Annotated in this window: 10 protein-coding genes and 1 pseudogene; 3 read left to right on the top strand and 8 right to left on the bottom strand. The window is 40.9% G+C overall.

What is annotated here, in order from left to right:
- Nucleotides 1–243: 243 nt before the first annotated feature.
- The 5 genes from ispH to ribF form a co-directional block, all read right to left on the bottom strand.
- On the bottom strand, nt 244–1,197 hold the full coding sequence (gene ispH, locus RB151_RS03370; RefSeq protein ID WP_071547700.1) for a 4-hydroxy-3-methylbut-2-enyl diphosphate reductase: 954 nt from the start codon (nt 1,195–1,197) through the stop codon (nt 244–246).
- Entirely contained in the window at nt 1,178–1,648 is a 471-nt protein-coding gene (fkpB, locus tag RB151_RS03365; RefSeq protein ID WP_042846978.1) for an FKBP-type peptidyl-prolyl cis-trans isomerase, read from the bottom strand. The genes ispH and fkpB overlap by 20 nt, the downstream gene beginning before the upstream one ends.
- An 83-nt stretch (nt 1,649–1,731) precedes the next feature.
- Nucleotides 1,732–2,235, bottom strand: coding sequence for a signal peptidase II (gene lspA, locus RB151_RS03360; RefSeq protein ID WP_042846979.1), 504 nt, complete (start codon nt 2,233–2,235; stop codon nt 1,732–1,734).
- A complete protein-coding gene (ileS, locus tag RB151_RS03355; RefSeq protein ID WP_042846980.1) occupies nt 2,235–5,045 on the bottom strand; it encodes an isoleucine--tRNA ligase in 2,811 nt (936 codons plus the stop codon). Before ileS ends, lspA begins: the two co-directional genes overlap by 1 nt.
- Before the next feature lie 28 nt (nt 5,046–5,073).
- The gene (gene ribF / locus RB151_RS03350; RefSeq protein ID WP_042846981.1) at nt 5,074–6,012 is read right to left on the bottom strand and encodes a bifunctional riboflavin kinase/FAD synthetase; all 939 of its coding nucleotides are present in this window, start codon (nt 6,010–6,012) and stop codon (nt 5,074–5,076) included.
- A gap of 588 nt (nt 6,013–6,600) precedes the next feature.
- Here ribF and rpsT point away from each other — a divergent pair.
- The gene (rpsT, locus tag RB151_RS03345) at nt 6,601–6,861 is read left to right on the top strand and encodes a 30S ribosomal protein S20 (protein WP_042846982.1); all 261 of its coding nucleotides are present in this window, start codon (nt 6,601–6,603) and stop codon (nt 6,859–6,861) included.
- Between the two features lie 52 nt (nt 6,862–6,913).
- Here the strand turns inward: rpsT and nhaR are convergent, their stop codons facing one another.
- Together nhaR and nhaA are read right to left on the bottom strand one after the other, a co-directional pair.
- Nucleotides 6,914–7,837, bottom strand: coding sequence for a transcriptional activator NhaR (gene nhaR / locus RB151_RS03340; protein WP_048608452.1), 924 nt, complete (start codon nt 7,835–7,837; stop codon nt 6,914–6,916).
- A 187-nt stretch (nt 7,838–8,024) separates the two neighbouring features.
- Nucleotides 8,025–9,200, bottom strand: a complete 1,176-nt coding sequence (nhaA, locus tag RB151_RS03335) for a Na+/H+ antiporter NhaA (protein ID WP_048608421.1) — start codon at nt 9,198–9,200, stop codon at nt 8,025–8,027.
- 390 nt (nt 9,201–9,590) lie between these two features.
- On the opposite strand from nhaA, the gene RB151_RS03330 reads away from it, so the two are divergent.
- Entirely contained in the window at nt 9,591–10,439 is an 849-nt protein-coding gene (locus RB151_RS03330) for an EamA family transporter (RefSeq protein ID WP_042846984.1), read from the top strand.
- A 175-nt stretch (nt 10,440–10,614) separates the two neighbouring features.
- A pseudogene (locus tag RB151_RS03325) lies at nt 10,615–12,014 on the top strand (amidohydrolase).
- Between the two features lie 70 nt (nt 12,015–12,084).
- Here RB151_RS03325 and dnaJ read toward each other — a convergent pair.
- A complete protein-coding gene (gene dnaJ / locus RB151_RS03320; protein ID WP_042846986.1) occupies nt 12,085–13,218 on the bottom strand; it encodes a molecular chaperone DnaJ in 1,134 nt (377 codons plus the stop codon).
- Nucleotides 13,219–13,242 lie beyond the last annotated feature (24 nt).

The following is a 13,242-nucleotide window of genomic DNA, read 5'->3' as shown; positions in this document are numbered from 1 at the left end:
TAAACTGCTTTAGGCTGCAAAATTAATATATTGCCCGCAGTCTGAAAAATGATTGTGATACAGATTAACCATCATAGCGGCAATCCGCTAGCAAAAATGCATTGATATTAACAAAAGCATAGAGAGCGCGTTGATTATCAGAAAAAGTTTTAATAGTAGGAAAAAACAGGAAATGAATGTTTAAACAAAATAAAAATAGCAGCTACTTTATGAAAATGTAGCTGCCTTATTTACAGCAAATAATTAATTGATTTCTTTGACTTCAACTCGTAATTCTTTAGGTACTTCAAAGACGATATTTTCTTCCCGTCCCTGTAATTCCACAACAGAATCTGCACCTAGCTCTTTAAGTCGATCAATAACTTGCCTAACTAGAATATCGGGTGCTGACGCCCCAGCCGTTAGGCCAATAATATTTTTACCTGCTAGCCATTCTGTTTTGATATCCTCTGCGCCATCAATTAAAAATGCAGGTTTTTGCATTCTAGATGCTAATTCAGCAAGGCGATTTGAGTTCGAGGAGTTTTTAGAACCGACAACTAAGACAATATCAGCACGTTCAGCAAGCTCTCTCGCAGCTTCTTGGCGGTTAGTTGTTGCGTAGCAGATATCATCTTTACGCGGCCCGACAATGCTTGGGAAACGCTTTGTCAGTGCATCGATTACATCTGATGTATCATCGACTGAGAGTGTTGTTTGGGTCATAAAAGACAAATTATTTTCATCTTTCACGGTTAACTTCCAAACGTCTTCAGGGCTTTCAACAAGGTACATACCACCTTCAGGGTTACTGTATTGCCCCATAGTACCTTCAACTTCAGGGTGGCCTGCATGCCCAATTAAAATAGCCTCTTTACCTTTGCGGCTTGCACGTGCAACTTCCATATGAACTTTAGTGACCAATGGGCAAGTTGCATCGAATAACATGGTTAAATCACGTGAACGAGCTTCCTGACGAATAGCTTGTGATACGCCATGTGCCGAGAAAATTAAAATTGAACCATCAGGCACTTCAGAAATTTCTTCAATAAAAATAGCCCCACGCTGCCGTAGATCATCCACAACATAACGGTTATGAACCACTTCATGACGAACGTAAATAGGTGAGCCGTAAATTTCCAACGCCCTTTCTACGATACTAATTGCACGGTCTACACCTGCACAAAATCCACGAGGATTAGCCATTAATATTTGCATTGTGATCCTCCAATTGCGGGTCTACTTCAAGCACTTCTATTTCAAAGCTAATCTGCTGCTCTGCCAGAGGATGATTAAAATCGACTGTGATAGATTCGCCTTCAATCGATTTTACTACCCCTGGCATTTCACTGCCATTCATCGCGCTAAATAACATGATAGTACCAATTTCAGGTATACCTGTTTCAGTAAAATCACGCAATGAAAAGTATTGCACTAAATCAGGGTTATGTTTCCCAAAAACAGTGTCTCCGGGTAATGAAAAGTTTTTCTTTTCACCTTCATTGAGGCCAATAAGCTGGGCTTCAAGTTCTGGAGATAAAGAATCATTCCCTAAGACAAACAACGCAGGCTTTCCTTGTGCGTGTGAGGAATCTGCGGTAGAGCCATCTTCCAATTTCAATGTGAAATGCAGTAAAACAGAGCTCTGCGCCTGTATTTGAGTAGACATAAACCAAACCTATTTTGTCATAAAATTCAGCCCAGAAAGTCTGGGCTGTGAGTTATTGCATTGTAACCTATTGTGTCGCCAATTTATTTAGCTTTTTCTTGCTTTGGTTTATCTGGCAAGAAACCTTCAAAAATGACGAGTGCTGCACCAATACAAATGGCCATATCAGCTAGGTTAAATGTTGGCCAATGCCAATTACCGACGTAAAAGTCAAGGTAATCAACAACAAAGCCATGAACTAACCGGTCACTCAGATTACCAATTGCACCACCAATAATTAATGCATAAGCAATATTCGATAAGCGCTTTTGTGCACTTTGGCGATACATCATAACCATTAAAATAATGGAGATCCCAACCGCTATCCCAGCGAAGAACCAACGCTGCCAGCCGCCTTCATCCGCTAAGAAACTAAATGCAGCACCAAAATTTTGGGCATACATGATGTTGAAAAACGGCATTACAGGATGCGGTTCGTACAGATTGAGATCTTTTAGCACTAATTGCTTGATCCCTAAATCCGCAACGATGATCACAATGGTTAACCATAACCAACGCAGACCGGTCGAACAAATTGGCGCCTTCATTAAGCAAACTTACGGGTTTCGCCGTTGCCGGCTACGTTAGTCACACAGCGACCACAAATTTCAGGTTGCTCGCTTGAAGAACCAATATCACTCGCATAGTGCCAGCAACGTGGGCATTTTTCACCCACAGCTTTGCTGAAAGCAATTTTCAGGCCGCTTAATTCACTTTCTTGCGCATCCACTGGCGCTGTTGCAATATCTGCAACTGTAGCTTGTGATGTCAGTAGCACAAAACGTAGTTCGTCACCTAAGCTTTGCAGTTTACTTGCTAATGCTTTATCAGCATACAGTGTGACCGCCGCTTCTAATGAACCACCGATGTGTTTATCTGTACGAGCTTGCTCTAACACTTTATTCACTTCGCCACGAACAGCTAACAACTCAGCCCAGAAACTGTTGTTCATTTCGTTTGACGCATCTAAACCAAATAAACCGTCATACCATTCTTCGGTTAAAACAAACTGTGAGCGCTTACCTGGTAACTGGTTCCAAATTTCATCTGAAGTGAAAGAAAGAACAGGTGCAACCCAACGTACTAATGCTTCAACAATGTGGAACAGAGCAGTTTGACAGCTACGACGCGCTAAGCTATCACTTTTCGCTGTATACTGACGGTCTTTGATGATATCTAGGTAGAACGACCCCATTTCAATGGAGCAGAAATGCATTAAACGCTGAATGACTGATAGGAAGTCATACTCATCATATGCTTTAGTAATTTCAGCTTGAGCTTCAAGCGCACGGCTAACCGCCCAGCGGTCTAACAGCACCATATCTTCAGGCTTAACCATGTCTGTTTCAGGATTGAAGCCATTCAGGTTAGCCAATAAGAAACGGGCCGTATTACGAATGCGGCGATAAGAATCAGCGGCACGTTTTAAAATTTCATCAGAAACAGCGATTTCGCCCGTATAATCCGTTGATGCCACCCATAAACGTAAGATATCCGCACCCAGTTTGTTCATGACATCTTGTGGGCTCACTGTATTGCCTAACGATTTAGACATTTTGCGGCCTTGGCCATCAACAGTAAAGCCGTGTGTCAGAACTTGGCGGTAAGGTGCTTTACCTTTCATCGCAGTTGATAGCATTAATGAAGACATAAACCAACCACGATGTTGGTCTGAACCTTCAAGGTACATATCCGCTGAATTACCGTGGAACTCAGGGCGAGCATCAACCACTGCAAAATGTGTCGAACCAGAATCAAACCACACATCTAATGTGTCAGGGACTTTTCGGTAAGTCTCCGCTTCAGCGCCTAATAGCTCTTCTGGGTCAAGATCCCACCATGCTTGAATACCATCGACCTCAACACGCTTAGCAACCTCTTCCATTAATTCTAATGTACGAGGGTGCAACTCTTCAGTGTCTTTATGAACGAACAGAGACATTGGTGTGCCCCATGTACGCTGACGAGAAATACACCAATCAGGGCGATTTTCAACCATTGCCTCAATACGAGCACGACCCCAGCCAGGAATCCATTGAACAATATCAATTTCCTTCAATGATTGTTCACGTAAGCCGTTTTTATCCATACCGATAAACCATTGAGGTGTCGCACGGAAAATAACAGGAGTTTTATGGCGCCAACAGCATGGGTAGCTATGTTGAATTGCTTGTTTATAGAGCAATGCCCCTTTTTCATCGAGTAATTCAACGATCAGGTCATTCGCTTTAAAAATAAATAACCCATCCAATGTTGGGTAGGTATTTGGTAGGAAACAGCCATCTGGACCCACTGGGTTCGCTGTTTCTAAACCATATTTTTGACCAACAATGTAGTCTTCAGGACCGTGGCCTGGCGCCGTATGAACGGCTCCTGTACCGGCGTCTAATGTCACGTGGTCGCCCAAAATTGCTGGAACATCAAAGCCCATAAATGGATGTTGGAAGCGCAGCAATTCCAGCGCAGTGCCTTCACACTCACCTAACACTTTCCACGACTCGATACCGGATGTTTTCATCACATCTTCTACGAGGTCGGCAGCTAAAATGACTAATTCGCCATTTGCTTCAACTAAATTGTATTTGAATTCAGGATTCAAAGAAATTGCACGGTTAGCAGGCAAAGTCCAAGGGGTCGTCGTCCAGATAACTAATGAAGGTGTTTTTTCACTAACAATGCCAAATTTTTCGCATACGGCTTTGCCATCTACCGCAGGGAAGCGAACGTAGATAGAAGGGGACGTTTTGTCATAATATTCCACTTCAGCTTCTGCAAGTGATGAACCACACGCAGTACACCAGTGAACAGGTTTAGCCCCTTTCACTAAATGGCCATTTTCGATGGTTTTTGCCAATGCCCTAATGATATGAGCCTCAGTTTTAAAATCCATCGTTAGGTAAGGTTTATCCCACTCACCTAAAACCCCTAAACGTATAAAATCAGCTTTTTGCCCTTCAATTTGCTCTTTTGCATATTGACGGCATTGTGCACGAAATTCAGCGGCAGAAACTTTTTCGCCCGGTTTACCTACGATTTGTTCAACTTTATGTTCAATAGGTAATCCGTGGCAATCCCAACCAGGAATATACGGGGAATCATAACCCGACAACCCTTTGGATTTAATAATAATATCTTTGAGAATTTTGTTAACTGAGTGACCAATATGAATACTACCGTTCGCATATGGAGGGCCATCGTGCAGAATAAACGTTTTCTTGCCCGATTTTGCTTTACGGATTGCCTGATACAAACCTTCTTTGTACCAGCGCTCTAACATCTGTGGTTCGCGTTTAGCGAGATCGCCACGCATTGGGAACCCTGTTTCTGGTAGATTCAGGGTATTTTTATAATCACTCATCGATTCTCAGTTCCAATTTTCCGCTAAATTATCTGATTCCTATTGCAGTAAGATATTCTCTCGCTGCAATTACATCATTAGCAATTTGCTCCTTAAGCGCTTCCAACGAAGCAAACCGCTGCTCATCACGTAATTTTTTACGTAACACTACATCAATATGACGCCCGTATAAATCCATACTTGCATCAATCAGATGAACTTCTAACTGCGTTCCTTTTCCAGATACAGTCGGTCGTGTGCCGATATTCGCCACACCAGGTAAAGGCTTATCGCCTAAACCATAAACTTCTACAGCATACACACCTGTAACTGGTGTGACTAAACGTTTTAACGGCAAGTTAGCTGTGGGGAAACCGATTGTCCTACCGAGCTGGTTACCATGTACGACCCGCCCGCTAATACGATAAGTATGCCCTAACAGATTTTCTGCCAATTCAAGGTCATTGTCTTGTATCGCTTTTCTAATAGCCGTGCTACTGATACGAAGACCCGAATCACAAAAGCTTTCTGTATCTGCAACCTCAAAACCGAATTCATGACCCGCTTGTTTTAAAAAGGTAAAGTCACCCATACGATTTTTCCCAAAACGGAAATCATCGCCAATAGCAAGGTACTTCACGCCTAGTTTGTTGACAAGTAAGTCCAATACAAACTCAGCCGGAGTCAATGACGCAAAGTGCTGGTTGAATTCAACACATAAGAGGTAATCAATACCACTATCTGCAAGATATTTCACTTTGTCTCGCAAACGTGTCAAACGCGCAGGCGCTTTGTCACCAATAAAAAACTCAAGAGGTTGTGGTTCAAAAATCATCACTACCGTTGGTAGCCCTAACTCCGCACCTTTGAGCTTCAAATTTTGAAGTAAAACCTGATGCCCACGATGGACACCGTCAAAATTACCAATAGTCAGCACGCAACCATGATGGCACGCCCGGATATTCTGTATACCGCGAATTAGCTCCATAACAGGCTCAATACCGAGGAAATTGCAGGATTATACCTTGTACGACGCCTAAGGTTAACCTTAGTTCGCAAAAGGTTTCATTAAACCCTATTTTTTTGATCTCTACACGATTTATTACCGACCCATTTTATGTGATTAGTCGGTTATAATGCTACCCAAACAGAGCTGTTAGGCACGAATATCAAAAACGTTGGGATAACCAATGGATTATCAATACAACAAATTTGTTCCGAGGTCTCTAAAAATATTAAATTTTTATCGTTTTCTCATCAATGCCTATAGCTAAACATAGATTACGATTAATAAGCAACCAATAACCGGGTAAATTTCATACTACCCACTGATTGATAGGCCAAATTTTTTTTTAGTTTTCATTTTTTTCAAATATCTGCCATCAATTACGCATTTTTTCACGCTAAGATCTGTATTCTTCTCATATTTGCTGATAGAATCTTGCACCATTCACAACGCATTAGCATCGAAGTACACGATGTTTATTTGCACAAATCCATTGACAAATGAAGGGCGAAAGGGCATATTCCTCGACCTTTGAATTGTCCTCAATAGAATACATTTGGGAGTTGGACCTTGGCTAATATCAAATCAGCTAAGAAACGTGCCGTTCAGGCAGAGAAACGTCGCCAGCACAACGCTAGCCGTCGCTCTATGGTACGTACTTTTATCAAGAAAGTTTACCTTGCTATCGCTGCTGGCGATAAAGAAGCTGCTCAGAAAGCATTCAATGACATGCAACCTATTGTTGATCGCCATGCAAGTAAAGGCCTGATCCACAAGAATAAAGCAGCACGTCATAAAGCTAACTTAGTTGCTCAAATTAAAGCAATGTAATTTTGCTTCTTGATTAGCTAAAAAAACCGGCTTTTGCCGGTTTTTTTGTCTGCTAAGCTTTTTTCTCTACGCTATTAAATGGAACCGAGAATAGATCAGAAAAATCTTTATTACAGACACGTTGTACCGCAGGGTGCTGGATCATCCTTTCGGCAAAAATAACATAATACTCTTCTTTTACACTTTCTAAACGCCCTAACTCCACAATATCATCACCACCTAAAAGATCAGGTGTATATTGAGATGGAGCGACAAAAATTGCATTATAATGCATACCAAATGCTTTCATTAATGCAGCATCATCAAACTCACCTAACACTTCCACTTGTAAATTTTTATTCCGTATCCAAGCGAGTATATGCCGACCTAATAGATAGCGCCGTCCCGGTATTAGTAAACGACGTTCTTCTAAACATTCAGGAAAGGGTTTTTTAGGGATAGGCTGACGGCAAAAGAAGCTCATGCTGCACTCCCCGAGTTTTACCGAGAACAAGCCTTCTTGTTGAGATGAGTCAACAGGGCAATCCGATAAAATCATATCGAGCTTATGTTGACTAAGTTGTTCTAATAGCAGCTCATGCGTTGACTCAAAGCAGCGCAAGTGAATTTGCTCATGCTCAACAACTGTAGTTTCTAATATTTTACTGACTAACTGTTTTGATAGTGTATCTGCCACTCCTACATCAAACAGTAGGTTAGATTCCCGGCTATAATTGACGATATCTAACATTTCTTGGCTAAGCATAAACATTTTGTCTGCATAGCGAAAAATTAATTGCCCAAGCTCGGAAGGAACTAACCCACGCCCCTGCCGCTTAAACAATTTCCCCCCTAAACGCTCTTCTAGTGCTTTTATTTGCCCTGTAATTGTTTGAGGAGTCAGGTAAAGTGCTTCCGCTGCTCCAACTACAGAACCTTCTTTGCATACATGCCAAAAGTAGTAAAGGTGGTTAAAATTAAGATGTGAAACCCGCATATCTATTCCTTTTGCACCGCCAACAGTAATCATCCGCGCTGCTGGTTATACACGTTTACCTGTACCCCATAACTCAGGAGCTTTCATTTAAATGCCGCAGTATATTCACAATATACTGCGGCATATCATAGAGTATTAGCTCGGAAATTCTTACTAATAATTTGAAAAATTATTTCGATAGTATGAACTATACTGACTCTTTTTGCTTCGGTAAGACTACCCTTAACATAAAATAACCTAAGAATGCTGCTAATGTAGAGCCAATTAAGATCCCTAGGCGTGAATAGGTACTATACACCTCATCAAGCCCATCAAATGCGAGACCCGTTATAAAAATAGACATAGTAAAACCGATCCCACATAGAACCGAAACAGCAAAGACTTGCTTTAAGTTAATCGACTCAGGTAATTTTGCAAACCCAAGTTTTACCGAAACCCAACTAAACAGAAAAATCCCAATTGGTTTACCGAGAATAAGCCCCGCAGCGACACCTAATGGCAATGGGCTGAGTAACCCTTCAAAAGTGACGCCTTGTAGCTGAACGCCCGAATTCGCAAAAGCAAATATAGGTAAAATTAGATAGACAACCCATGGGTGTAAAACATGCTCTAATTCTTCAGAAGGCTTAGTCTTATTCGTACCATGTAATGGAATTAAGAAGCCAACAATAACACCCGCTAATGTAGCATGAACACCTGATTTTAATATGCACACCCACAGTATGATACCAATAACCAAATATGCGGCAGTATTCTCAACCCTACGCCAATTCATTACACATAACAAGGCGATACATAATGCTGATAAACCTAAGGCAATCAGAGATACAGAACTTGTATAGAAAAATGCAATAATAACAATGACACCAAGATCATCAATAATGGCTAGTGCTAATAAGAACACTTTTAATTCTGTTGGTACACGCTTTCCTAATAGCGCCATCACTCCCAATGCAAATGCAATATCAGTTGCAGCAGGTATCGCCCAACCTTGTTGAGTAACACTGTCACCGCCATTAAATAAAAGGTAAATTAATGCAGGTGCTAACATTCCTCCAAGTGCTGCAATTGCAGGAAATATGGCTTTATCTCGTCCAGCAAGAGATCCTTCTAATAATTCACGCTTTACTTCAAGGCCAACAACCAAAAAGAAGATCGCCATTAAGAAGTCATTAATCCATAATATCAATGGCTTATCCAAACCAAACTCTGATATTTTAATAGACACGGGGATATCTAAAAATTGCTGATAAGCCCCTTGTAATGGTGAATTAGCCATTACTAAAGCGACTATGGCAGCAATAATCAGAAGTAAGCCCCCTGCTGCTTCTAACCTTAAAAATTTACGAATAATTGCTGTCATATATATAACCCCAGTATTTTTTTGAATGTTAATACTATGCTAATTATTAATTCGTAAAAAATCGTTTATTTATCCATTACCACTCGGAATAGACGATGTTTTAAGGGCGATGATCACGCTAAATGATAAAGAAACGTTAATTTTACTATAGACAATTTTTATAAAAACAAATAATAACTTTTGTTAAAAATAAACTTTATAAATTCAACTTTTATTACAGTACAAAATCTACATTTCTTTATGTCCTGATAAAAGCTTCCTCCTTTCTTTATTCGATTCCTTTCGCAAAAAAGTTAAATGTGGGAGACTGCTAATAAAATAGTTGCCAAGCGCTTCTCAAAAACGATGTGGTTAATTTGCCAATAAAACACTAACGATTACTATTTAACGATGACAACTTACGTACTATTTGCCGTACTTTTCGCTGCTTTTTGCCATGCGACTTGGAATGCCCTAGTTAAATTTGGCAGTGACCGTTTCTTCGGCCTTGTGATGATTTCTTTTTTTTCAGGGGTATTAACCATACCTGCAATACTTTGGCTTGGTTTACCTTCGCCTGAGGCCATCCATTGGCTTGCGTTATCGGTACTGTTTCATATTGGTTATACCTACTTTTTGAGTCAGGCTTATACATACGGCGATCTAGGGCAGATTTACCCAATATCTCGTGGGTCTGCACCTTTAATAACGGCTCTACTTAGTGCTTTATTATTCAATGAGTTAATACCATTAATGGGGTTTCTTGGCATCCTATTAATTATAAGTGGTGTTATCTTAATTGCTTTTGCAGGGAAAAAATTCACCTTAAATATCAATGGGAAGGCGCTCACCTTCGCTTTATGTACCGCTTTTTTTACGGCTTGCTATACCCTATCAGATGGTCATGGTTCTCGATCTAGCGAAGACCCTGTGGTGTATACACTTTGGTTATTTTTATTAAATGGGGTCGTATTAATCGTACCAGGCATCATTAAATACCGTCGTCGTTTATTGAGCGGGGTTCAGCAATATTGGCGTTCAGGGCTATTAGGTGGGTTAATGCAACTTATCAGTTACGGGATTGCAATATGGGCAATGAGCCAAGCACCTATTGTCGTCGTTGCTGCCATTAGAGAAACCAGCGTTCTGTTTGCTATGTTTTTATCGATTGTTTTTCTGAAAGAAAAGTTCAATATGATGCGGGTCATTGCCTGTGTCGTTATTTTATTTGGTGTCTTACTCGCTAAACTCAGCACCTAATATACTAATACACTGATATTACTAATAAAATAACTATTAGTTTTTATAATAGTCTCTGTAAACTATCATTGGTATATCAAAATACCCAGAGTGATTGCAATTAACTTCACTCTCAAACACCCTGAAACGATATATAAAAAACGCAGCTAATTTTTCATTTAGATATGAGGCAATAATGTCATTCTCAAAATCCTTACTAGCACTAACTGTTATCAGCGCTTCTTTCACCAGCTTTGCTGCTACGCCCGCTGATATCATGATTGTTGATGGTACTGTCCTCACTATGGATAATAAAAAACAAGTTATCGACCACGGAACCGTTGTGGTTAAAGACAACAAAATCATAGCTGTTGGGGGCCTGAGCTAGCAAAAAATTATCAAGCATCAGATGTTCTAAATGTTAATGGTGATATTGTTATGCCTGGGCTAATTAATACCCATACTCACGCCTCTATGACTGTATTTCGCTCTTTAGCCGATGATGTGCCTGACCGCTTACATCGCTATATTTTCCCATTAGAAAGCAAAATGGTATCTCGTGAGATGGTACGTATTGGGGCAAATCTCGCCAATATCGAAATGATTAAAGGTGGTGTTACCACATACGTTGATATGTATTATTTTGAGGATGAAGTCGCTAAAACAGTAGATAAAATTGGTTTAAGGGCGGTACTAGGGGAGTCAGTCATCAAATTCCCTGTGGCTGATGCGAAAAATGCCGATGAAGGCATTGAATATGCCGTTAACTTTATTAACCAATATAAAAATCATCCACGTATTACACCAGCTTTCGCCCCTCATGCTCCCTATACCAATTCAACTGAACATTTGCAGAAAATTGCTAAGTTATCTCAAGAACTGAATGTGCCAGTGATGATCCACCTCGCCGAAACAGACCGTGAACAAGAAGAAATTGCGAAACGCACTGGTGGTAAAAGCCCTGTTCAATACATGGCTGATATTGGCGCATTGAATAATAAAGTTATCGCCGCCCATGCCATTATGGTCGATGAAAAAGACATGGATTTATTAAAGCAATATGATGTAGGTGTCGCACATAATATTAGTGCGAATACTAAATCAGCTAAGGGAGTTGCTCCCGTAACAACTATGCTAGAAAAAGGAATTCGGGTAGGTCTAGGGACCGATGGGCCGATGTCGAGCAACACGCTAACCACCTTAAATGAACTCAATTTGGTCGGTAAAATTCACAAACTCGAAAATAAAGATAGAGCTGCTATGCCACCTATTACCGTTGTTGAAATGGCAACAATGGGTTCTGCTCGAGCACTACATATGGAAGATAAATTAGGTTCCCTTGAAGAAGGTAAGTTGGCAGACATTATTGTTATTGATACTAAATCACCAAATATGGTTCCTATGTATAGCCCATATGCTGCTTTAGTGTATGGAGCCAATGGCTCGAATGTTCGCCATACTATTGTTGATGGTAAGCTATTGATGAAAGATCGCCAATTACTGACCGCAAATGAGGGGTCAATTATTGCAGAGGCCCAAGATTTTGCTAACCAAGTACGTAAAACGGTGATTGCTAGCGGAGAAGTTGTTAAATAAGGTATAAAAATGGCTGACTTCACCATATGTAAAGTCAGCCATCCAGCTTGATTTATTATTAACTAATTATTTATTTAGTTAAATCATCAAAGAATTTTTTAACACCATCTAAAAAACTTTTAGAACGAGGGCTATTCTTTTCTCCCCCTTTTCCACCTAACGACTCACCAAACTCTTGCAGTAATGCTTTTTGTTTCTCATTCAGTTTGACTGGTGTTTCGACCACAATGTGGCACATTAAATCACCTTGTAAGCCCCCACGAACGGATTTCACCCCTTTCCCTTTCATGCGGAAAATTTTACCGGTCTGAGTTTCTGCCGGGATTTTTAGTTTCACACGCCCATCAAGAGTTGGGACTTCAATTTCCCCTCCAAGTGCAGCGTCAGCGAAGTTAATAGGCACTTCACAATGCAAGTTATTACCATCACGCTCAAAAATATTATGAGGTAATACATGAACCTGAACGAATAAATCCCCTGATGGCGCCCCATTTTCACCGGCCTCACCTTCGCCAGATAAGCGAACGCGGTCACCTGTATCAACCCCTGCAGGAATTTTTACTGATAAGGTTTTATACCTTTCAACTCGACCATGACCATGACATTTATTGCATGGGTCTTTAATCACTTTACCGCGACCATGACAGGTTGGGCAAGGCTGTTGTACTGAGAAAAAGCCTTGGCGCATATGTACTTGCCCCATCCCATGACAGGTTGAGCAGGTATCTGCACTGGTCCCTGGTTTAGCACCATTTCCATGGCACACATCACAGGTTTCCAGTGTTGGAATACGAATTTCTTTGGTCACTCCACGGACGGCTTCTTCAAGAGTCAGTTCCATGTTGTATTGCAGGTCAGAACCACGGCTTGGGCGTTGCTGTCTGCGGCCGCCTCCAAAAATATCACCGAAGACGTCACCAAAGATATCGCTAAAGTCAGCACCACCGCCGAAACCACCGCCGCCCATTCCACCTTGTTCAAACGCCGCATGGCCATATTGGTCATAAGCCGCACGTTTTTGATCGTCAGATAGAACTTCGTAAGCCTCTTTAATTTCTTTAAATTTGACTTCGGATTCGTCTTTATTCCCCTGATTACGGTCAGGGTGATACTTCATTGCTAAGCGCTTATAAGCCCGCTTAATATCTTTTTCGGAAGCATTTTTCTCGAGGCCTAGAACCTCATAAAAGTCTCTTTTTGCCATTCTCTATTTACCCTTAACATGCGG

It is taken from the genome of Providencia rettgeri, from assembly GCF_001874625.1.
GTDB lineage: Bacteria > Pseudomonadota > Gammaproteobacteria > Enterobacterales > Enterobacteriaceae > Providencia > Providencia huashanensis.
This window is presented reverse-complemented; position numbering and strand designations above follow the sequence as displayed.